This is a genomic window from Polaribacter sp. (assembly GCF_965660385.1).
Classification (GTDB): Bacteria; Bacteroidota; Bacteroidia; order Flavobacteriales; family Flavobacteriaceae; genus Polaribacter.
In genome coordinates this window covers 6,467-28,770 of the sequence record NZ_CBFHZT010000031.1, presented here as the reverse complement: position 1 = coordinate 28,770, position 22,304 = coordinate 6,467, and the positions used below count along the sequence as shown (strand labels likewise).

General features: G+C 30.6%; 22 protein-coding genes and 1 pseudogene. 15 read left to right on the top strand and 8 right to left on the bottom strand.

The window, feature by feature from the left end; genetic code table 11:
• Positions 1-262 precede the first annotated feature (262 nt).
• On the top strand, positions 263-559 hold the full coding sequence (locus ACTG3V_RS10395; protein ID WP_439132095.1) for an isoamylase early set domain-containing protein: 297 nt from the start codon (positions 263-265) through the stop codon (positions 557-559).
• A 152-nt stretch (positions 560-711) separates the two neighbouring features.
• Here the strand turns inward: ACTG3V_RS10395 and ACTG3V_RS10390 are convergent, their stop codons facing one another.
• The 4 genes from ACTG3V_RS10390 to ACTG3V_RS10375 form a co-directional block, all read right to left on the bottom strand.
• Positions 712-1,164, bottom strand: coding sequence for a nuclear transport factor 2 family protein (locus tag ACTG3V_RS10390; protein ID WP_439132094.1), 453 nt, complete (start codon positions 1,162-1,164; stop codon positions 712-714).
• A gap of 2 nt (positions 1,165-1,166) precedes the next feature.
• On the bottom strand, positions 1,167-3,629 hold the full coding sequence (locus tag ACTG3V_RS10385) for a DUF4982 domain-containing protein (protein ID WP_439132093.1): 2,463 nt from the start codon (positions 3,627-3,629) through the stop codon (positions 1,167-1,169).
• On the bottom strand, positions 3,619-4,320 hold the full coding sequence (locus ACTG3V_RS10380) for an MBL fold metallo-hydrolase (RefSeq protein WP_439132105.1): 702 nt from the start codon (positions 4,318-4,320) through the stop codon (positions 3,619-3,621). The genes ACTG3V_RS10385 and ACTG3V_RS10380 overlap by 11 nt, the downstream gene beginning before the upstream one ends.
• 542 nt (positions 4,321-4,862) lie before the next feature.
• Complete coding sequence (locus tag ACTG3V_RS10375; RefSeq protein WP_439132092.1) at positions 4,863-5,918, bottom strand: branched-chain amino acid aminotransferase; 1,056 nt, start codon at positions 5,916-5,918, stop codon at positions 4,863-4,865.
• A gap of 119 nt (positions 5,919-6,037) precedes the next feature.
• On the opposite strand from ACTG3V_RS10375, the gene ACTG3V_RS10370 reads away from it, so the two are divergent.
• The 7 genes from ACTG3V_RS10370 (at position 6,038) to ACTG3V_RS10340 (ending at position 10,715) form a co-directional block, all read left to right on the top strand.
• Positions 6,038-6,544 carry a DUF4920 domain-containing protein gene (locus ACTG3V_RS10370; protein WP_439132091.1) on the top strand — a complete coding sequence of 169 codons (507 nt, stop codon included), beginning with the start codon at positions 6,038-6,040 and terminating at the stop codon, positions 6,542-6,544.
• Positions 6,544-6,978: a hypothetical protein gene (locus ACTG3V_RS10365; RefSeq protein ID WP_439132090.1), complete on the top strand. Its 435-nt coding sequence runs from the start codon at positions 6,544-6,546 to the stop codon at positions 6,976-6,978. Before ACTG3V_RS10370 ends, ACTG3V_RS10365 begins: the two co-directional genes overlap by 1 nt.
• Position 6,979: 1 nt before the next feature.
• Positions 6,980-7,666 (top strand): tRNA (5-methylaminomethyl-2-thiouridine)(34)-methyltransferase MnmD, encoded by a 687-nt coding sequence (gene mnmD, locus ACTG3V_RS10360; RefSeq protein WP_439132089.1) that lies wholly within the window; start codon positions 6,980-6,982, stop codon positions 7,664-7,666.
• Between the two features lie 179 nt (positions 7,667-7,845).
• Positions 7,846-8,445, top strand: a complete 600-nt coding sequence (gene ruvC, locus ACTG3V_RS10355; protein ID WP_439132088.1) for a crossover junction endodeoxyribonuclease RuvC — start codon at positions 7,846-7,848, stop codon at positions 8,443-8,445.
• Entirely contained in the window at positions 8,445-9,638 is a 1,194-nt protein-coding gene (gene hemW / locus ACTG3V_RS10350; RefSeq protein ID WP_439132087.1) for a radical SAM family heme chaperone HemW, read from the top strand. The genes ruvC and hemW overlap by 1 nt, the downstream gene beginning before the upstream one ends.
• A 50-nt stretch (positions 9,639-9,688) precedes the next feature.
• Positions 9,689-10,438: a cyclase family protein gene (locus ACTG3V_RS10345; protein ID WP_439132086.1), complete on the top strand. Its 750-nt coding sequence runs from the start codon at positions 9,689-9,691 to the stop codon at positions 10,436-10,438.
• 28 nt (positions 10,439-10,466) lie between these two features.
• The gene (locus ACTG3V_RS10340) at positions 10,467-10,715 is read left to right on the top strand and encodes a hypothetical protein (RefSeq protein WP_439132085.1); all 249 of its coding nucleotides are present in this window, start codon (positions 10,467-10,469) and stop codon (positions 10,713-10,715) included.
• Positions 10,716-10,722: 7 nt separating this feature from the next.
• Here ACTG3V_RS10340 and ACTG3V_RS10335 read toward each other — a convergent pair whose 3' ends face one another.
• Positions 10,723-11,760: a CorA family divalent cation transporter gene (locus ACTG3V_RS10335; protein WP_439132084.1), complete on the bottom strand. Its 1,038-nt coding sequence runs from the start codon at positions 11,758-11,760 to the stop codon at positions 10,723-10,725.
• A gap of 307 nt (positions 11,761-12,067) precedes the next feature.
• Here ACTG3V_RS10335 and ACTG3V_RS10330 point away from each other — a divergent pair, with 307 nt between their 5' ends.
• Positions 12,068-12,436 (top strand): MmcQ/YjbR family DNA-binding protein, encoded by a 369-nt coding sequence (locus ACTG3V_RS10330; RefSeq protein ID WP_439132083.1) that lies wholly within the window; start codon positions 12,068-12,070, stop codon positions 12,434-12,436.
• A 1-nt stretch (position 12,437) separates the two neighbouring features.
• Positions 12,438-12,998, top strand: coding sequence for a 5-formyltetrahydrofolate cyclo-ligase (locus ACTG3V_RS10325; protein ID WP_439132082.1), 561 nt, complete (start codon positions 12,438-12,440; stop codon positions 12,996-12,998).
• Between the two features lie 110 nt (positions 12,999-13,108).
• On the opposite strand, the gene ACTG3V_RS10320 is transcribed toward ACTG3V_RS10325, so the two are convergent.
• On the bottom strand, positions 13,109-16,384 hold the full coding sequence (locus ACTG3V_RS10320; RefSeq protein ID WP_439132081.1) for an amidohydrolase family protein: 3,276 nt from the start codon (positions 16,382-16,384) through the stop codon (positions 13,109-13,111).
• A gap of 137 nt (positions 16,385-16,521) precedes the next feature.
• Positions 16,522-17,229: a peptidoglycan DD-metalloendopeptidase family protein gene (locus ACTG3V_RS10315; RefSeq protein WP_439132080.1), complete on the bottom strand. Its 708-nt coding sequence runs from the start codon at positions 17,227-17,229 to the stop codon at positions 16,522-16,524.
• Between the two features lie 118 nt (positions 17,230-17,347).
• Here ACTG3V_RS10315 and ACTG3V_RS10310 point away from each other — a divergent pair, with 118 nt between their 5' ends.
• From ACTG3V_RS10310 to ACTG3V_RS10300, 3 genes are all read left to right on the top strand, one after another.
• Positions 17,348-17,926 carry a hypothetical protein gene (locus tag ACTG3V_RS10310; RefSeq protein ID WP_439132079.1) on the top strand — a complete coding sequence of 193 codons (579 nt, stop codon included), beginning with the start codon at positions 17,348-17,350 and terminating at the stop codon, positions 17,924-17,926.
• Positions 17,927-17,935: 9 nt separating this feature from the next.
• A complete protein-coding gene (gene ade / locus ACTG3V_RS10305) occupies positions 17,936-19,558 on the top strand; it encodes an adenine deaminase (RefSeq protein ID WP_439132078.1) in 1,623 nt (540 codons plus the stop codon).
• Positions 19,559-20,017: 459 nt separating this feature from the next.
• Complete coding sequence (locus tag ACTG3V_RS10300; protein ID WP_439132077.1) at positions 20,018-20,608, top strand: PhnA domain-containing protein; 591 nt, start codon at positions 20,018-20,020, stop codon at positions 20,606-20,608.
• A gap of 4 nt (positions 20,609-20,612) precedes the next feature.
• On the opposite strand, the gene ACTG3V_RS10295 is transcribed toward ACTG3V_RS10300, so the two are convergent.
• Positions 20,613-21,113: a DUF456 domain-containing protein gene (locus ACTG3V_RS10295; RefSeq protein WP_439132076.1), complete on the bottom strand. Its 501-nt coding sequence runs from the start codon at positions 21,111-21,113 to the stop codon at positions 20,613-20,615.
• A gap of 124 nt (positions 21,114-21,237) precedes the next feature.
• Here ACTG3V_RS10295 and ACTG3V_RS10290 point away from each other — a divergent pair, with 124 nt between their 5' ends.
• Both ACTG3V_RS10290 and ACTG3V_RS10285 read left to right on the top strand, forming a co-directional pair.
• Positions 21,238-21,603, top strand: a complete 366-nt coding sequence (locus ACTG3V_RS10290; protein WP_439132075.1) for a BlaI/MecI/CopY family transcriptional regulator — start codon at positions 21,238-21,240, stop codon at positions 21,601-21,603.
• A gap of 153 nt (positions 21,604-21,756) precedes the next feature.
• Positions 21,757-22,304: pseudogene (locus tag ACTG3V_RS10285) on the top strand (M56 family metallopeptidase); the annotation flags it as partial.

Below are 22,304 nucleotides of genomic sequence, written 5' to 3'. Positions count from 1 at the left end.
CATCAAACTTGACGTTTTGAGTGAATTTTAAACACAAAAGAGAAGCTGGCGAATACGATTTCGAACTAAAAAGCCTGAAAATCAATGAAAAGCAAGCTTAATATTTTTTGTAAAACTATAATATTGCTCTGCTTTTATTTTGATATATGAATATTTTAACTGTAGATTTTATTAAACTGATAATTCTTTATAGATGACAAAAGATTATGTTTAAGATTGCAATCTTCTTTATATTTTTACCATATCATTTAATTAAATAATTATGGCAATTAAAAAACAATTTTTAAAAAGTAAACCAGTATGTAAAGTAACTTTTACTGTACCTGCTGAAGAAGCTAAAAATGTTGCAGTAGTAGGAAGCTTTAACGAATGGGATGTAGAAGCTACACCACTAAAAAAATTAAAAAATGGATCTTTTAAAGGTACTGTTGATTTAGAAACTGGAAATTCTTATGAATTCAGATATTTAATTGATGGTTCATATACAAACGAAGTAGAAGCTGATAGCCTTGCTTGGAATGATTATGCAGGTGCAGAAAACAGCGTATTAAGTTTATAATATACTGGTAAAGTAAAAAAAAAAGAGCTTTCAAAGATTTATTGAAAGCTCTTTTTTATTTATATGAGGTTTATTAAACGAATACTTTAAAAAATTAAGGTACTAAAAAGTACGAGAATTTATTTTGTATATTAGTTTCTGCCTTAAACGTATCATTTTTTAATGGTATATATTTTATTGGTAATTTTCCATAAATTATCAATTTTATGCATTGATAAAATATCAATATAAGTTATTGTATCTACTTTCATACTCATTTTTGCACTAGCTATTTTACTATCAACAACATCGATGTTTAAAATTTCTAAGGCACAATTTTGCAAAACTTTGGTTGATAATTTTGCTCTATTGCCCCATTTTGGCATTAACGCTTTAAAATAATGGTTTTGATAACCAACAATTTCATCATTTTTTAAAATAGGCACTTTCATGGTTCCATATTCAGTATCAAAAGCAGTGTTTAATTTATTGATATCCCTTTCTATATAACCTTCATAATAATTACGAATGGTTTTGCTAATTTCTTCTATAGTATTAGTATTGCTTTGTGCTTTAGTAATAAAACCAAGTAGTAAAAAACAAACAACAAGTGATCTTTTTAGCATAACTATTTAGCTGATAATTTAAGTTTTCCTGTTTTTAATCCTTTACCTTTTACGGCTAATTCAATTTCACCTTCTTCTTTTGTAGATTGCACTAAAACAACTAGCTTACCACTAAATAATTTCATAGTAGGTTTGTGGAATAGCTCTAAAGATGTTGCATCACCATTACAAACTGCTCTAAAACTACCTTTTCCAGATACCTTAAAATTCAATTGATTTGTTGCAGTTGGGCAAGGAATCCCGTTTTTGTCTACCACAGAAACTGTTACAAAACTAATGTCTTTACCATTTGCTTTAATAGTTTTTCTATCAGGATTTAAAACTACTTTATAAGGTTTTCCAGCAGTTTTTATTTCTTTTTCTGCAACAGGTTTTCCTTTTTTATCAAAAGCAACAACTTTAACTGTGCCTGGTTCATAAACCACATCATTCCACATTAAACGATAACGTTCTTGTGGAGTTCCTGTTTTGGTTTTTGTTTGTTTGCCCATACTTTTTCCGTTTACAAACAATTCTGCACTGTCATAGTTGGTATAAACAAAAACGGGTGTTTTTTTTCCTTCTCTGCCTTTCCAATTCCAATGAGGTAAAATATGTAAGGTTTCGTCTGTTGTATTCCATCTACTTTTATATAAATAATAACGATCTTTAGGAATACCTGCTAAATCAATCATTCCAAAATAAGAGCTTCTAGAAGGCCATTTTTCATCATAAGGTGTGGGTTCTCCTAAATAGTCAAAACCTGTCCATACGAATTCTCCAATAACCCAAGGTTTATCATCTTGTAAAATAAAATCATCTTCAGGTAAATTAGACCAACTACAATATTCTAAATCGTAAGATGAAGATTGAAAATCATCATATTGTTTCATAACTCCCTTCTCAACTGGAAACTTATAAATACCTCTAGAGCTTACAGTAGATGCAGTTTCTGAGCCCAATAAAAAACCTTGCGGAAAACGCTCATTGGCTTCCTCATATAAATGCACTCTGTAATTTAAACCAGGAATATCCATAATTGCTCCAAAACCAGAAGCCATTACTGCTTTAACTTGATCCATACCAACAGTTACTGGCCTTGTAGGGTCTTCTCTATGAAAAATATCTTGCAACCATTTTGCACGTTTTACACCTTCTGCTCCCCATTGATCAGGTACTTCGTTTCCAGAACTCCACATTACAATACAAGGATGATTTCTTGTAGCTCTTACTAAATTTACAACATCTCTTTCTGCATAGTCATCAAAAAAACGATTGTAACCATTTTTTACTTTTGGTTTTTTCCATTCATCAAAACTTTCTGCTAAGAAGAGAAAACCCATTTCATCACATAATTGCAATTGCTCTAAAGATGGCATATTGTGTGAACTTCGAATGGCATTTACACCCATATCTTTTAAAATGGTGAGTTGTCTTTTTAAAGCAGCTTTATTGATAGCTGTTCCTAAAGGACCTAAATCATGATGCAAACAAACCCCTTTAAATTTGGTTACTTTTCCATTTAAGCTAAAACCTTTTTCACGTTCAAATTTTATTTCTCGAATTCCGAATTTTGTTGATATTTCATCTTTTAAGCTATCGTTTATAAAGAATTGTGTTTTGGCTGTATATAAATATGGGTTTTCTGGACTCCATAAATTAGGATTGTCAACAGCTAAATTTTGATCAAATTCTCCGTTAAAAAGTTCAGATGTGGTTTTTTGAGTAATAACTTTGTTTTCGTGGTCATATATTGTGGTAACTAACTTTCCTTGTTCTACATTAACTTTTGTTTTGATGGTAACTTTCGCTAAATCTTTAGTTGCAATTGGAGTAGTAATAAATGTACCCCAATGTTTAATGCTTTCATTGTTTTTTATAGTTAAAGTAACTTTTCTGTATAAACCAGCTCCTGGATACCAACGTGAAGCAAATTCTTTGTTTCTAAGCTTTACTGCTAATGTGTTTTCACCTAAGCGAACTTGAGAAGAAATATCAAAATAAAAATAACTGTAACCATATTTCCATTCCCCAATTTTTTTTCCGTTTAAAAAAACTTCAGGTTCGCTCATGGCTCCATCAAACTGTAAGAGTATTTTTTTATTGATATCATTTTTAGAAATGGAAAAATCTTTTCGATACCAAGCAGTACCAATGTGAGGTAATGCTCCAGTTCTGCCCGTTTTTTCAGTGGCTGTTTTTTCTCCATTTTGTACAATAGCTACTTTTTGCAAATCGATATTTTTGTTAAAAGGCCCGTAAATTGCCCAATCATGAGGTATAGACACATTTTCCCAGCTATGATCGTTAAAGTTGATTTGTTCTGCATTTTTGAAGTTACCTTTTTGGAATTTCCAATTATTCTCTAAAAGAATTACTTTTCTAATTTGGCTATGGGTAGATAGATTAAAAAGTAGCATACAAAAAAAGAATAAAGAAATTTTAGTAGTGGTAGAAATTCTCATATGTTGGATATTATAATTCATAATTTTCATTTTCATTCGCAAATTTAAAACCAAGCTTTTTAATTTCAATTCTTTCTTTACTGTTTTTTTGAAGTGTAGGATTGGTGTGATTAAAGTGTATAAAAATTACTTTTTGTTTTGTTAATAGGTTTTCATTTTTAAATAAATTCATAGTTTCTTCAATAAAAGGGTGAGGAACCTCAGTCATGGCTCTTTTTACCTCAAACTGATTTAAAAATGTTGCATCTAAAAAAGCATAATCAACTTTTTTAACTTCTTCAATAATGTTTTTTTTCCATTTATGCCATTTATCAATATCAGGAATAAATAATGCTGTCTTTTTAGGTCCTTGAATTTTGTAGCCCACGGTTTCTGAAAACTCATCTCTGTGTGGTACTAAAAAAGGAGTTACTTTTAAATTGTTATTTAAAACAATTGTAGAATCGTGTTGTAAGTTTTTAAGCGTAATGTTTTTTAAATCAACTAATTGATTCCATGGCCCATTGGTTGTTAAAAAAGTCCTCATTTTGGGCATTGCATAAACAGAGATGTCTTTTTTACCATAAGCTTCTCTTCCAAAATACATTAAACCTGTATAATGACCAATATGTGCATGAGTTAAAAATACACCATCAATAATTGATGTAGTTTTCAAATGATTATTCTCTAAGGCTGCTAGTTGTGTATGCATATTTGGAGTAGCTTCAAACAACCATTTTTGGTGATGCTCTTTATCAACCAAACCTAAAGAAACTACATTTTTTCTGTTATTTTTACCTGAATAATAATTGCTGCAACATTCTTTTTGGCAACCAATATGTGGATAGCCTCCATCTTGTGCAACTCCTAAAATGGTAATATATTATTTAGAGTTAATCGTAGCTACATCTTTTTTCTGTTCAATGTTATTGCAGGAAAAAAGACAAATAAAAGTAGCAAAGAATAAGTAGTTTTTCATTCAACTTAATAAATTATAGATAATGCTATGAAGAGACATTCAGGTTACTTGATTTATTATTTCTTGTTTGCATGCATTGTTTTTTTCAAAGTTTTTTTGGTTAAAAATCAATTGTAAATTTTAAAAGGAATTTAGTAAAATGAGTATATTTTCTGTTTCCCAATAAGCTTGTATATCTTTTTTTAGATACGTTTTAAAAATTGGATTAATTTATCTTTTTTAAAGATACTAAATTTAAAACAACAAAAAAGCATCAAAACTAATTGATGCTTTTTAAAATTTATGCAGTTACCAAACTATACAAAAACTCTCCAACCATAAGGGTCTTCAGCTTTATTGGTTTGAATGTCAGTGATTAATTTTTTTAATTTAGAGGCATAAGGATTTTCTAAAACAGGCAAATCAAAATCGTTTTCTTGGTATCCAAATCCTGCAATTGGCGATATTACAGCAGCTGTTCCTGCTCCAAACATTTCTTTTAAACTTCCGTTTTTGGCAGATTCTACAACTTCACCTACAGAAATTTTTCTTACTTCAGTTTCAATGCCATGATCAGCAGCAATTTGTAAAATACTTTTACGTGTAATTCCATCTAAAATACGGTCACTTGTAGGGCTTGTAATTAAGGTGTCATTAATTCTGATAAAAATGTTCATGGCACCAGCTTCCTCTATAAATTGATGAGAGTTATCATCTGTCCAAATTACTTGGTTATATCCTTTTTCAATGGCCAGTTGCGTTGGATAAAACTGAGCTGCATAATTACCACCAGCTTTTGCAAAACCAACACCACCATTTGCAGCACGTGCATATTTTTCTTCAATCAATACTTTTACTTTACCCGCAAAATAAGCGCCAGAAGGAGCTGTACAAATTACAAATTTATAGGCATCTGCAGGCGATGCATGAAAACCATTACCAGAAGCAAACATAAAAGGTCTAATATATAAAGAACTTCCCTCATTTGTAGGAATCCAATCACTATCAACCTCTAACAATGCTTTTAAGCCATCCATAAAAATTTCTTCAGGAATTTCAGGAATCACCAAACGTGCAGCAGATTTGTTTAAACGTTTGCAATTGTCTAAAGGTCTAAAAAGCATAATATTTTCATCTGCATCTTTATAGGCTTTCATACCTTCGAAAATCGATTGTCCATAATGAAAAATCTTAGCAGAAGGATCTAAAGAAATAGGTGCAAAAGGCTCAATTTTTGGTTCTTGCCACTTGCCATCTACAAAATCGCAAGTTAACATATGATCAGAATATACGCTACCAAAAGGTAAGTTGTTAAAGTCAACTGAAGATATCTTCGATTCATTAACGCGTTCTATAGCTATGTTTGTTGTCATTTTAATGATGATTTAGTGCTTGCAAATGTACATAATTTATTTGTTCAATATGTAAGTGTACTCGCTGTTTTCTTCTTAAATTTAGTACATTTGTAAATATTACGTTTAAAATTAAGAATATGAAAAATATAGTAAAATTCTGTGCAGTTGCACTATTAGTATTTGCATCTTGTAAAAAAGAGAAAGTAGAAAAATCTACCGAAAAAGAAGTGAATACCATAGCATCAAATTACGATTCTTTTGGTGATAAAATATCAACAGAAAAAGCAATGACTGCAGATGAAATGTTAACCAAGTTTAATACCATGCAAGTTGGTGATACTGTAAATGTAAAATTTGCTTCTAAGATAAATGAGGTTTGTTCTAAAAAAGGATGTTGGATGAAATTACCAGTTGGCGAAAAAGAAACTATGGTTCGTTTTAAAGACTACGGTTTTTTTATGCCTTTAAATTCTAAGGATAGAGAAGTAATTGTAGAAGGTAAGGCGTTTGTTAAAATTACACCTGTTGAAGAATTGCAACATTATGCAGAAGATGCAGGGAAAACTGCAGCAGAAATTGCAAAAATTACAGAACCAAAAAAAGAGTTTGCTTTTGAAGCTAATGGTGTTTTGATGAAAAAATAATGAAAAGGCTGTTTTATATTTTCATAATTTTAACACTTTTAAGTTGCCATTCAAAAAAAGAAGCTGAGGTCGTTGAAAAAACAACTAATGAGTTTTATAAGCAGTCAGAAATGGCTGCTTTAATGCTTAAAATGTATGCTGTAAACTTAGAAAATAAAAAGTTGATTTTAGCAGGAGAATCTTCTGAAAATCTAACCGATTTTTCTAAAGAGTTTCAAAAAATTCATGGTGCTAAATTAACAGATGCTAATGATAGAGATGCTTCTTTCAATGCTTTTTCTGATTTTTATTTAGAAACCTATCAGCAATTATTTACAGTTGATAAAGATTCTTTACCAAAAGCACATAACAATACTATAAATTCTTGTATTGCTTGCCATAAAACCACTTGTGTTGGGCCAATACCAAAAATTAAAAAACTGCTAATTCAATAAGTTGAAAAGAGAAATTTTGATTACTTCTGATGGTTCTACAACCATTCATTTGCCAGATTGGAATGAACAATATCATTCCAAACACGGAGCGATTCAAGAAGCTTATCATGTTTTTATAAAAGCAGGGTTTGACAAGGCTAAAGAAACGCTTTTAAGCGCAACTAATTCTAATTTATCAATTTTAGAAATTGGTTTTGGTACGGGTTTAAATGCTTTTATTACTTTTTTAGAAGCGCAAAAGCATGCATTTTATATCGATTACGTTGGTGTTGAAGCATATCCTGTGGAAGGTAAAGAAATTCAAAAATTAAATTATGTTGGTGAGTTGAACGCAGCTAATTTTAGGGATATTTTTAATAAGATGCATCAAGTATCTTGGAATGAAAAGCATCAAATTTCAGAAGATTTTTCATTACAAAAAAGAAAACAGTTTTTTGAAAATATTAAAGATAACAATGTCTTTGATTTAATTTATTTTGATGCCTTTGGGGCAACCAATCAACCTGAATTATGGACAGAAACTATTTTTAAAAAAATGTACACAGCCTTAAAGAGTGATGGTGTTTTGGTTACGTATTCAGCAAAAGGAAGTGTACGAAGAGCAATGCAAGCCGTTGGTTTTGCTGTAGAAAGATTGACTGGCCCACCAGGAAAACGAGAAATGTTAAGGGCGGTAAAGAAAGAATAGGTACTTTACAGTGCACGATTAAAGTTTTATAAAAATTAAAAATATGGAGTTTAAGAGGAAATTCGGGAAACAAAAAAAATCAAAACCTGCTAAAGGTTTGTTTTTGGTTTTGTTGTTAGCGTTGGTTTTATACCTTTGGTACAATGCAGAGTCAATTTTAAAGTCTTTATTTTAGTTTTTTGGCAGTAGAAAAAATTATTTTAGGTATAGACCCAGGTACTACAATTATGGGTTTTGGAATCATTAAGGTGATTGGAAAAAACATGCAATTTATTCAAATGAATGAATTACAATTGAAAAAATATGATGATCATTACCTAAAATTAAAACTTATTTTTGAGAGAACCATCGAATTGATAGATACTTATCATCCAGATGAAATTGCCATTGAAGCTCCTTTTTTTGGTAAAAACGTACAAAGTATGTTAAAATTAGGAAGAGCCCAAGGTGTAGCAATGGCTGCAGGATTATCAAGAGAAATTCCAATTACAGAATACTTGCCAAAGAAAATAAAAATGGCAATTACAGGCAATGGTAGTGCAAGTAAAGAACAAGTAGCTTTGATGTTAAAATCGTTGTTAAGTTTAAAAACTTTGCCTAAAAATTTAGATGCTACAGATGGTTTGGCAGCAGCAGTTTGTCATTTTTACAATTCAGGAAAAGTGGTAGGTGGTAAGAATTATACTGGTTGGGCAAGTTTTGTAAAGCAGAATAATCCCCAAACCCCCAAAGGAGGCTCAAAAAACGCATTGACTATAAATTTGAGAAAGAAAAAATAATGTCTAATCGTTTTTTTGATACAGATTTGGGTTCTTCCCCTTTTGGGAAGTTAGATGGGGCTGCAGGAATCTACATTCACATCCCATTTTGCAAACAAGCATGCTATTATTGCGATTTTCATTTTTCTACATCACTTAAAAAGAAAGACGCATTAATTTCTTGTTTGATTAAAGAACTAGCCCTTAGAAAAAATGAGCTCCAAAATTCAGTTATTGAAACTATTTATTTTGGTGGAGGCACTCCAAGTTTATTATCTACGAAAGAAATTCAAAGTCTAGTAAATGCAGTATATCAAAACTACCAAGTTGTTGAAAATCCTGAAATTACGCTCGAAGCCAATCCAGATGATTTATCCGAAGAAAAAATTATAGCTCTTTCTAAATCGCCTGTAAATAGATTAAGTATTGGGGTGCAATCTTTTTTTGAACACGATTTAAAATTGATGAATAGAGCACACAATGCTGAAGAAGCGAAAAATTGCCTATCTGTGGCGATTCGCTATTTTGATAATATTTCAATAGATTTAATTTACGGAATTCCAGATTGCACCAACGAACAATGGTTAGCAAATATAGAAATGACATTGAGTTATGGTGTTCCACATATTTCAAGTTACGCCTTAACTGTTGAACCGAAAACAGCTTTGGCAAGTTTTATAGAAAAAGGAATTATTAAAAATGTAGATGATGAAAAAGCAGAAGTGCAATTTTTAATGTTGATCGCAGCATTAGAAAAAGCGAATTTTGTACATTATGAAACCTCTAATTTTGGTAAAAAAGGTTTTTTTAGTAAAAATAATTCTTCTTATTGGTTGGGTAAATCGTATTTAGGTATTGGCCCTTCTGCACATTCTTTTGATGGGAATCAACGAAGTTGGAATGTTAGCAATAATTCGAAATATATAAATGCAATTCAACAACAAAAATTGCCAATTGAAAGAGAAACTTTATCAAAAAGAGATCGATATAATGAGTATGTTATGACAGGTTTACGAACCATTTGGGGCGTTTCTTTGCAAAAAGTACAGCAAGATTTTGGTGCTATTTATGAAGCGTATTTAAGAAAACAAGCTAAAAAATATATTTTTGAAGAATTATTGTATCTTGATAACCAAACCTTAAAAACCACAAAAAAAGGTAAATTTTTATCTGATGGAATTGCATCAGATTTATTTATGTTAAATTTGGCGTAACCAAAATAAATTAGAAACAATTAAAAGATACTGAAACAAGTTCAGCATAAATGAAAGCAACCATAGAATACAATTCAAGAAAGATAGAGGTAGATATATCAAATCCTATAGATATTTCAATTCCTATTGATGCCTCAAAACAAAATGTAAATGCTTGGTATATAGATGATCCTAAGATTTCTGCAGAAACACATGAAGGTTATGAAATAAGCGTGGCAAATGGGGCTGTAGTGAATTTTAATCACATTCATTTTAATCCACATTCTCATATTACGCACACAGAATGTGTTGGGCACATAACCCCAAAAGTACATTCTGTAAATAAAAACTTAAAGTATTTTATTTTTTTGGCAGAAGTGGTTACTATTGCTCCTTTGTTTCATAATGGCGATTTTTTAATTGGTGTAAAACAGTTGAAAACAGCTTTAAGAAATAAAAAACGAGATGCTATTGTAATTCGTACTTTGCCTAATTTAGAGGATAAAAAAAGCATGAGATACTCAGATACCAATCCTACTTATTTATCTGAAAAAGCAGCAATTTATTTAAGAGAAAAAGGAATCAAACATTTGTTGGTTGATTTACCTTCTGTAGATAAAGAAAAAGATGGAGGTCAACTTTTATCTCACAATGCATTTTGGAATACAGCAGGAGAAATTAGAATGGATGCAACCATTACTGAGTTTATTTATGTGCCAAATCATGTAGAAGATGGTGAATATTTATTAAACTTAATGATTGCTCCTTTTGAGAATGATGCAACACCAAGCAAACCAGTGTTGTACGAAATATTAAAATAACGTAATAGCTATTCTTAAATTTTTTAAGATGATGATATTGAGTAAATATGGTAAACTATTAACATTTTCCATATTGTCTTTACTATTGTATTTTTTTGTTGATAATTCAGACAGCATTACTCAAACATTGCAAATGGTGGTAAAAAGTAATTCGCATAAAGCTATGGGAGTTTACATTCTTTTAATTATTGGTAAATATTTTTTATTTTTATTTGGTGTGCTTGGGTTGGCAATGTTTAGTTATAGGATGCTACAAGCCTATTTTGGTGATCATTAATTCTGTTTTAAAACCATTTCTTACGCTTAAAATACCAAACAGCTCCAATGGTTACCAAAACCATAATGCCCAATAAAATAAAATAGCCGTATTTCCAATTCAGTTCGGGTATATTTGTAAAATTCATTCCATAAATACCTGCTAAAAAAGTAAGCGGAATAAAGATTACCGAAAGTATGGTTAAAGTTTTCATCACTTCATTTAATCTATGACCTTGAATACTAAAAATTAAGTTGATTTTACTTTCTAATTCTTGCAATTCAAAATCAATATTAGACGTTAAATTATTAATTTGCTCTTTCAACTCACTAAAATATTTTGTGTCAAATTCTTTAATCTCTATCTTTTGTAGTTTAATTATGGTATCTCTTAAACTCAAAGTAGCTTTCTTAAAATTGAATAATTCTTGCTTTCTAGCTTCAACTTTAGCCGTAAATTCGGGAGTGGGTTTTATGGTTGTAGCATTTAATTCATCAGAATTTAAAGCCGCGTTTTTTAAATAAGCTTCTTCGTAATTGTCTATAATAGATTCTAAAATTAGAAATAATAAATAATCTGCTTTTTTTCTTCTTATAATTCCCATATTGTTTTGCAGACGTTCACGAATCCAATTAAAATAATCGCCTTGTTTTTCTTGAATGCTCCATAAAAAACCAGAAGAAATAATAAAAAATAACTGTTCAGTTTCTAAAGTACTATTTTCAGTTTTTAAAATTTTTGTGCTTATAAATGCTAAATCATCTAATAAAATAACTTTATTAGAATGTTCTTCATCCATAAATAATTTTATCAAAAAATCATCCAACTTATTATTAGTAATAATTTTTTTAAAAATTTCTCTGAAATTTAATCCATAGGTATTTAGCCACTCAGTAGAAGGGGTTGTATTGGTTAATACAACATCAGAAATTGACGTATAACAAGATTTTTCAAAATCTTTTTTTGAGTAACTTATTAAAGAAGTGTTTTTTAGAAATTCACTTACCATTTTAAAAATAATTGTAGATTTGATGTATAAAGATACTTTTTTATAAGAAGAACCCATTGTAATAAGACAATAATGTATAGAAAAATTAAAATTGTAATATATTTAATTGGGTTTGCAGTTGTTGCTTATTTTTACTTTAAAGATGGTATTATAGATTTTACACATACACCACTACCAGCTTTTGCAATTAGTACCATTATTTTAATGCTTGCAGTTTCTTGGTTGTTTTTTGATTTTATCTTTTCAAATATTCTGAAACTATATAAAACAGGCCTAAAAATCTATTTGAATTCGATTTTCAGTTCTTTTATAATTTGTATTTTAATTATTATTTTTTCATTTTTTTAAAAAACCAACAACGAAAATGCACATAGAACAACTTAGAGATTTTTGTATTACAAAAAAGGGAGTCACCGAACATTTTCCTTTTGATGAGGTTACTTTGGTTTTTAAAGTGATGAACAAAATGTTTGCCTTATCTGGTTTAGATAAATGGGAAAGAGGAGAAGAAACCATCAACTTAAAATGTAATCCTGAAAAAGCTTTGGAATTAAGAGCAGCATTTGAAGGGATAAATCCTGGTTTTCACATGAATAAAAAACATTGGAACACAATTACAGTAAACACAAGTGATGTTTCTGACAAAATGCTACAAGAACTCATTAATCATTCATACGATTTAGTTGTAAGTGGTTTACCCAAAAAAGTGCAGCAAGAATTAGCAAATCTATAAAATGAAGAAAGCTGAACTCCGAAAAATATACAAACAAAAACGTCAAGATTTGTCGTTTTTAGAAATTCAGCGATTGCAGAAAAGTATCTATCAACAAATTTATGATTTAGACATTGCTAACATAAAAACCATCCATATTTTTTTGACTTTAGCAAAGTTTAAAGAGATTGATACAAATCCTATTATCAATTATTTTAGAAGTAAAAATATTAAAATTGCGGTTTCTAAAAGTGATTTTACCAACAACACGTTAACGCATTTTTATTTAGAGGAAGATACCCAAATAGCATTGAATACCTACGGAATTCCAGAGCCTAAAAATGCTGTTCAAGCTTCAGAAAAAGATCTGGATTTAGTTTTTATACCTCTGTTAATTTCTGATGAAAAAAACTATAGAGTTGGTTATGGCAAAGGTTTTTACGATCGATTTTTAAATAATTGCAGACCAGATTGCAAAAAAATCGGTTTAAATTTCTTTAAACCGATTGCTAAAATTTCTGATATTAATGAATTTGATATTGCTTTGGATAAGGTTATTTATCCAGATTGTCAGTTCGAGTAATTTTGAGGAACGAAAAATTGTATCGAGAACTAATTATAACTTATTATTCTCGATACAAATTTTATTCATTTCAATCATAAAATTCACTCGAATTGACAGTTGCACTTTTTTTAATGACAACTACAACTAGGCGTCATAAAACTATTCGTCTTCATATTCACAGGAACACCTTGATTATATCCATCCATTTCAAAATAGAATTTACTTCTTTTTTTGTCGTAATTTCCAATTTCATTCATCGTATCAACATCATACAAACGCCCATTAATCATGGTGTAAATTACCGAGTTTGAATTTTTAATATCTTCTAAAGGATTATTTTCTAAGATAATTAAATCTGCCAATTTACCTTTTTCTAAAGAACCAATTTCATCTGCCATTCCAATATAATCTGCACCATTTATAGTAGCTGCCTTTAAAGCATCGTGATTGCTTAAACCACCTTGTTGTAGCATCCACAATTCCCAATGCGCCCCTAAACCTTGCAATTGTCCATGCGCCCCTAAATTTACTTTTACACCTTCATTCGCTAAGGCAGTAACAGTTTCAGAAGTTAATATATGTCCGTTTTTGTACTCTTCTTCAGGTATCATAGTTCTGTGTCTAGAACGTGTATCCACCACATATCTAGGCGTATATTTTAATAAGGTTTTATTCTCCCAAACATTACTTTTTTGATACCATTCAAACTCGCCATTCATGCCTCCATAATTTACAATTAATGTAGGTGTATAGCCAGTTTTGCTATTTTTCCAAAGCGATAAAACATCTTTGTATACCGGGTTTACAGGAATGTTATGTTCAATTCCTGTATGTCCATCAAAAATCATAGACATATTAGAGTAAAAGTTAGAGCCACCTTCAGGAACCACATTAACCCCTAATTCAATGGCAGCTTGCATAATTTGCTGACGTTGTTCTCTTCTGGGTTGATTGTAACTTTTAATCGATTTTGCCCCAAAAGCTTTCGTTCGTTCAATCGCAAAACGAGCATCATCTAAATTGTTAACCACTGCTTTAAAATCGCCTTCTGCACCATATAAAATAAAACCTGTAGAAAACATTCTTGGACCAACTAAATGACCTGCTTTTTGCAATTCTTCTAAAGTAAACGCTGCTGCTGTATGTACAGACGGGTCATGAGAAGTTGTAACACCGAATGCTAAATTTGCATAAAATTGCCAATGCTTTTGGGTGCTTAATCCGTTTCTAAACGCACCAACGTGTGCATGTACATCAACAATACCAGGCATAATTGTTTTGCCTAACATTTTATAAACCTTAGCATCAGAAGGTATAGTAATGTCTCTTGTTTTGCCAATTTGTTCAATTTTATTTTTGTGGATAATAATCGTTCCATCTTCAATCACTTCATTATCATTCATGGTAATAATTCTTACATTTTTAAATGCAATTCTCCCTTCAGGAACATCTGATTTCGATGTTAGATTAATTTTAATAGCGGTAACCTCATCTTTAGCAAGATTGGTTTTTGCAAATGGATTTGTGGTGTTATTTACAATTGATTTTGATGCATACTCATCACCCAAAGTCCAATACACTTTTTTATTATTTGCAGACCAGTGCAAGTTAATTCCTGCATCGTTTGATAGACTTTCTACATGAAAAGAGTTAGTATTTGTGTCTAAATTGATTTCACTACCATTCATTACAAAAGGTGCAACATACAATTTGTGTAGGTGAATAAAAGCAATAAACTTGTTGTCATGACTTGGTACTAATCTGTTGGCTAATTTAGAAGAAAAATGACTGCGTTCTTCTTTACCATTTAAATCTACACTTTTTAGTTTTTTAGTTAATCCTCCAAAAAAAGAGCCTCCTGTTTGAAAGAAAATACGGTCATCATCTGCAGAGAACAATGGGAATTCGCCATTTTTTGAAATTCTTTTAGCATCAGTTCCATCTGCATTGGCGATATAAATACCAGTTTTTTTAGTGTAGTCAAAACCTTGATCTCCATTACCAGACTCTTTTCTATATACAATTTTAGAATCATCACTATTAAAAGCAGGCGTTCTATAAATTCCTTTTTCTTGGGTAATTTTTACTAAACCTGTACCATCTAAATTTACTTTATAAATGGCACCTAAGTTTTCATCATTCCAAGTGACAAATAAAACCGACTTTCCATCTGATGAAAAATGAGGTTCAGCCTCAAAATCAGATAAGGTTGTTATTCTTTTCGGAATTCCATTAGGTGTCTTTTTTTGGTAAATATGGCCTAAGGCTGTAAACACAATAGTAGAATCATTTGGCGAAGTTTTTGCATCTTTAATCATTTTAGACGTAAATGTTTCCTGAAAAACTTTACGCTTTACACGATGTGTTTTTGCCAATTTTATTTCTTGATTTACATCAAAAGGAATATTAGCAATCTGTTTCGTCTCAATATTTATTCTATTGATTTTTCCCTGTGCCCAAATAACGATGTCTTTGCTATTTGGCATCCAAGCAAAATGAGGATATACACCAAAAACAGCCCAAGCCTCACTCTGATCTTTACTTAAATTCTCGTAAATGGGCCATTCTTTTCCAGTTGCTAATTCGTGAATGTATAAAACCGATTTTGTTCTTACACGTTTTACAAAAGCTAGTAATTTACCGTCTTTAGAAATTACAGGTCTTGCAGCTCCTCCAGGACCACCTGTAACTTGTTCAATTTCGCCAGTTTCAAAATTATAACGTTTAATTACATAAATCTGTTTGTTTGGGTCTTTATTGTATAAAAACATTCCTCCAGGATACATATCTTCTGCATAATACAAGTATTTTCCATCGGGTGAAATAGTTGGGTCATTTACATCTTGTTGGTCATTTTTACGTTTTGTTAAACGCAAACCAGCAGCTCCAGAAAGTGGATATTGCCACATTTCTCCTGCGCCTACAGAACGTTGCGAAGTATAATGTTTTCTTGCTACCAAAGATTTTCCATCTGGTGTCCAAACAGCATTGTTTAGTAATCTCATTTTTTCTTTGGTAATTGACTTTGCATCTTTTCCATCAGCAGTCATTACCCAAATATTATTACCACCTTCAGCATCACTTGTAAACGAAATATATTTTCCATTTGGACTAAATCTTGGTTGTACTTCATAAGCCAAACCAGAACGTAAAATAGTAGTTGTTCCTCCAGAAATTGGCATTTTATAAATATCACCCAATAAATCAAAAACAATAGTTTTTCCATCAGGAGAAACATCTAAATTCATCCAAGTACCTTCATCAGTATCTAATTGAAATGAATTGTATCGCCAGTTTTCATGCGGATTATTTACGTCCCATTTTTTTGTGGTTTCTTCTTTTTCTTGCGCATTTATGTGTATTGTACAGCTTAATAAAAATAGTAAGATTAAATTTTTAGACATAATTTTTGTTGATTAAAAATTGTATTTGATAAAGGTAATATTTTCTTTTGACTCGCATTACACAGATTTTCAAGGATAAATAGGTTTCCATAATTTAGTCAATTACATCTTTGTTCGTCCCAAAAATTCAGCTTATTTTATAAAGCAGCACTCTTAAACAGCAAATTCGGGTTAGGGCAAATCGCTTTCCAAAACTCAATTTCACCTTCTAGAGCTACTCCAGGAAAATCATTTTTATAATCCAATAGTGATAACATAATTTGAAAATGTAAATGAGGTACCCATTTTCCATTTTCTTCATAATTTCCTAAAATACCAATTTTGGTTCCTTTTTTTACGGTGTCACCAATGTGATGTTCTAAAGTGCTTTTTTCTGAGAGATGTCCATATAAAGTATAAAATTCTATAGCATCAAGTTGATGTTTTAAAATGATAAAACCTCCATAACCTTTATAATCTTTTTGATGCAAAGCGCAAACAACTTCACCCTGAAATAAAGCGTGAACAGGCGTACTTTCTGGCAACCAAAAATCAACCCCAAGATGTATGTTCCTTTTTTCTGATGAGTTTTTAGCATTGTAAATATCAGAAGTATATAAAGCCCGTTTTTCTAAATAACCACCAGTAATAATTTTAGAGGGATTTTTCTTTTGTATTTTTCGCAATTGCTTGCTAAAAAAATGTGGGTTATTAAACTCAGCTTCAGTCTTTACAGTTGTGTTTTTGATGCTTAAATCGATATGATAAGCTTCGGTTTTATTGATTTCTGGAAATAAATCAGCTAAAGAAAATGTATTGTTTGCAGACCAATTTTTAAATTTTTCAAAAAGTAGTTTTTCATCCATAATCAAAAATAGAATATTCTATTTACATTTTATAAAATCCTTTTTTATTATTTGTAAATTTGTTCACCTCACTTTTTATCTGGCCTAAATGAGAATTTGGATATTATTTTTTTTTAGTTTGATTACCGCTGTTATTTACGGACAAAATAATCAGCCCATAAAGTTGGGAATTGGATTTGCAATTGCTGAAAATCCATATCTATTTGAAGATATGTCTCATCCAAATACTATTTTCACAGATAGTGAATTGACAAAAAGAGTTGAAACTAAAGCAATAAATCCTTTTTTTTATAAACCAGATTATGGACTTTATCATTTTATATGTCTCGAAAAAACTAATGATTATTATAAAGTATTAATTAACGATTCAGAAATAGGATACCTACCAAATAATAGCAACTATATTTTTAAAACTTGGGATGCTATTTTATTATCAGCTTCAGTTCAAAGAATTGATCAACAGAATTTTATTAGAAATAGTTTTAAAGAAAGTGATAATGCTATTATTTTAAATAACTGTAAAAATGAAGTTCTAAAAGTTCTTGATGTAATTGAAATAAATGGAGAATCGTGGTTAGAAGTTTCATTTTCGGTAAACTGTGAAACGTATTTAGAAGACGATACTGAACTGAAAATTGGTTGGTTAAAATGGAGAGTTTTAGATAAGTTGTTAGTTCGAATTCTTTTATTAAGTTAAATTTAAATTATGGTTATACAAGGAAAAATTGTTGATATACAAAACAAGCGAATTTTTAAAGGTGAAGTTGTTGTGAAAGACAATAAAATCATCGAAATCCGAGAAGTAAATCATAATAACCAAAACTTTATTCTACCAGGTTTTGTAGATGCCCATATTCACATTGAAAGCTCAATGCTAGTGCCAAGTGAATTTGCAAAAATTGCTGTAACGCACGGAACAGTAGCTACAGTTTCTGATCCGCATGAAATAGCCAATGTTTTAGGGGTTAAAGGAGTTTATTTTATGATTGAAAATGGAAATAAAGTTCCGTTAAAATTTAATTTTGGAGCACCAAGTTGTGTGCCAGCCACTTCGTTTGAAAGTGCAGGAGCTGTTATAGATGCTGATGATATTAAACAAATGATGGAGAATCCAGATATTAAATATTTGGCAGAAATGATGAATTATCCAGGCGTTTTATTTGATGATGAAGAAGTTTTAGCAAAAATTCAACATGCTAAAAACAATAACAAACCCATTGATGGGCATGCACCAGGTTTACGAGGAAAAGATGCCACAAAATATATTGATGCCGGAATTTCTACAGACCACGAATGTTTTTCTTTTGATGAAGCTTTAGAAAAGTTGCAAAAGGGAATGAAGGTGATTATTAGAGAAGGTTCTGCAGCAAAAAACTTTAATGCTTTAATTGATTTGTTGCCAGAAAATTACCAAAATATGATGTTTTGTTCTGATGATAAACATCCAGATGATTTGTTGTTGGGGCATATCAATCGATTGTGTGAAAGAGCGGTTGCCAAAGGAATTGATGTTTTTAAAGTATTACAAGCAGCTTGTGTAAATCCTGTAAAACATTATAATTTAGAGGTCGGTTTATTACAAAAAGGAGATTTTGCAGATTTTATTGTAGTTGATAATTTAGAAAAATTCAATGTTTTAGAAACCTATATTAATGGAGAATTGGTTGCTAAAAACGGAGAAAGTTTTGTGAAAGATGTCGACTTTGAAGTGTTAAACAATTTTAAAACTGATAAAAAGAAAGTAGCGGATTTTCGATTTGAATCATCAGCTAAAAAAATAAAAGTAATTGAAGCTTTAGATGGTGAGTTGGTGACTAATAAAATAGAAGCAGAGGCATTAATTGAAAATAGAAATTTAGTTTCAAATACAACAACTGATATTTTAAAAATGACAGTGGTAAATCGTTATAAAAATGAACAACCCGCAATTGCTTTTATTAAAAATTTTGGATTGAAAGAAGGTGCCATTGCAAGTTCAGTTGGGCACGATTCTCATAATATTATAGCTCTTGGTGTTTCTGATGAAATGATTTGTAAAGCTGTGAATTTAATTATTGAAAATAGAGGTGGAGTTTGCGCTGTAAATGCATCCAAAGAAAAAATAGTTTCGTTACCAGTTGCAGGCATTATGTCTGATAAATCTGCTGATAAAATTGGCAAACAATATGCTGAACTTGATATAATGGCAAAAGAAATGGGCAGTACATTAAAAGCACCTTATATGAGTTTGTCATTTATGGCGTTGTTGGTAATTCCGTCTTTAAAATTGTCTGACAAAGGCTTATTTGATGGGAATACCTTCAAATTTACTTCTTTAGAAATTAAATAATGCGATGTCATTCCCACGAAAGTGGGAATCTAGTAAAAGTTCAAAGAACCTAAAGGTTGTTGTTATATTACTTTATTATTCTGGATTCCCTTTTTCAAGGGAATGACAATTAGATTTCTTTAATAGCATGTCATTCCCAATTTGATTGGGAGTCTAGTAAAAGTAACCTTATAAGAATCTTGGTTTCAAAATATTTTTTAGTATTATAGATTCCCATTTTCATGGGAATGACAGAAAAGAATACATTAAAATAAAATCAAAAAGCCAGCAAACAAGTTTAGCCACGATTGAACGACCTGTTTGAGCTCTTTTTTAGTTGTCAGTTCGAGTAAATCCCGATAAAATCGGGATTTGTATCGAGAACAAAACTAAAAAAAGCGAGTAGTGAAAGCGTGAAATAGCTTCAAAAATAATAATAATTAAATGGTTACTTTTGCCAAAAATCAATCAACATAAAAAATGAGTTTACAACAAGATCTAGAAAACAGAAGTGGTAATCAATGTGAATTGTGTACAGCAACCAATAATTTATCAATCTACGAAGTGAAACCAGTTTCTACAGGAGGTTTTGATGGTTCAATTTTAGCTTGTGAAACCTGCATTACCCAAATTGAAAATCCAGAAGAAGTGGATGCCAATCATTGGCGCTGCTTAAATGATGCGATGTGGAGCCAGTATACACCTGTAAAAGTTGTGGCTTGGAGAATGTTACATCGTTTAAAAAAAGAAGGCTGGCCAACAGATTTATTAGGAATGATGTACATGGAAGATGATGAGTTGCGTTATGCAAAAGAATCTGGAGATCATTTATCTGAAAGCGAAAAAATAATTCATAGAGATGCCAATGGCGCTATTTTACAAGCAGGAGATTCTGTAGTTTTAATTAAAGATTTAAAAGTAAAAGGCTCTAGTATGGTTGCTAAACAGGGTACTGCTGTACGTAGAATTTCGTTAGATCATGAAAATGCCAAGTATATTGAGGGTAAAGTTGGCGCTACTCAAATTGTTATTATTACAGATTATGTAAAGAAAATGGCAGAAAAAGAATAGTGATTTAAAAGAAATTGGATTTGTATTCCCAAAATTTCATCAAAAATAAAATTACATACACAGTTGCTACAGAAAATTTGAGCGATGCTGAAGCTAAAAAACCAATAAATGCACCAAAAGAAGCTTTTATGGCTCTGTTGGTATCCTTGCTATCATAAAGTAATTCGCCAATTAAAGCACCAAAAAAAGCACCAATTAATATTCCAAAAGGTATAGGCGAAAGTAACCCGATTATTAAACCAATAGTGGTGCCATACACTCCATATGTACTGCCCCCAAAACGTTTTGTGCCAAGAGCTGGAATAATGTAATCTAATATCCAAATAAATACTGCTATTGCTAATGTAATGCCTAAAAATGTCCAATTATTTGGAATTGTTTCTGTGCAGTAGAGTAACAATAAACCAAACCAACCTGTAATTGGGCCTGGTAAAATGGGTAAAAAAGAACCTACAATACCCAATAAAGTAAGGCAAAAACCTAAAATTACTAAAAAAATATCCATGGTATAATTTATCAATTGGACGATGTAAAAGGCGCTTTGTTACAATTTTACAACTATAAAATTAGTTTAAACTAAAAAATTAGTTATATTTGTTTTATTAAACTAAAAGATTAGTTGAAAAATTATGCAAAAACAATTAACAAAAGCCGAAGAACAAATAATGCAAATTTTGTGGGATTTGCAAGAAGCATCTGTCAAAGAAGTTATTGAAAAATTACCGAAACCAAAACCAGCATACAATACTGTTTCTACCATCATTCGAATTTTAGAGAATAAAGAATTTGTTGGGCATAAGCCAGAAGGTAGAGGCTACGTGTATTACCCAATTATTGATAAAGAAACCTATAGCAACCAAAGTTTGCATAAGTTAATGAACGGTTATTTTAATGGTTCGTTTAAAAGCATGGTATCGTTTTTTGTAAAAGAAAATAATATGGATGTGGCTGAATTAGAATCCATTTTAAAAGATGTGAATAAAGAAAAACAGTAGGCAGTTTGCAGCTATACGCTTCAGTATTGTCAGTTCGAGTTATTTTATTTTTTTCTGCAAAATTTTATCGAGAACATTTAACTTCTCGATACTATTTTATTTCGATTACCATCTCAATAAAATCACTCGAAGTGACATTTAAATTAATAAACTATGATAAATTACATCCTCCAAGTTATATTATTTCAAGTGTTGTTCTTGGCGATTTATGATTTCTTTTTAAGCAAAGAAACCTTTTTTACAAAAAACAGATGGTATTTGTTAAGTACCCCAGTTTTATCGTTTGTATTGCCGTTGATAAAAATTCCAACATTTCAAAAAGCGGTTCCACAAGATTTGGTGATACAATTGCCAGAAATTGTTTTAAATCCAGATAAAGTAATACAGCAAACTATAGAAGGTTCAAATTTAGAGACTTCTATCAATTATATTTCGCTCTTGTTTTGGGTTGGCGTTGTTCTTTTCTCGGTTTTATTTTTGATAAAATTGCTAAAAATCATAACCTTGATACAATCAAATGAAGTGATAAAAAACGAAGATTTTAAGTTGATTTTATTACCACAATTCACCAAAGCATTTTCATTTTTTAACTATATTTTTTTAGGAACTGCAATTCAACCTCCTCAAAAAGAAAACGTAATTCAGCATGAATTGGTGCACAGCAAACAAGGGCATTCTTTAGATTTATTGTTTTTTGAAGT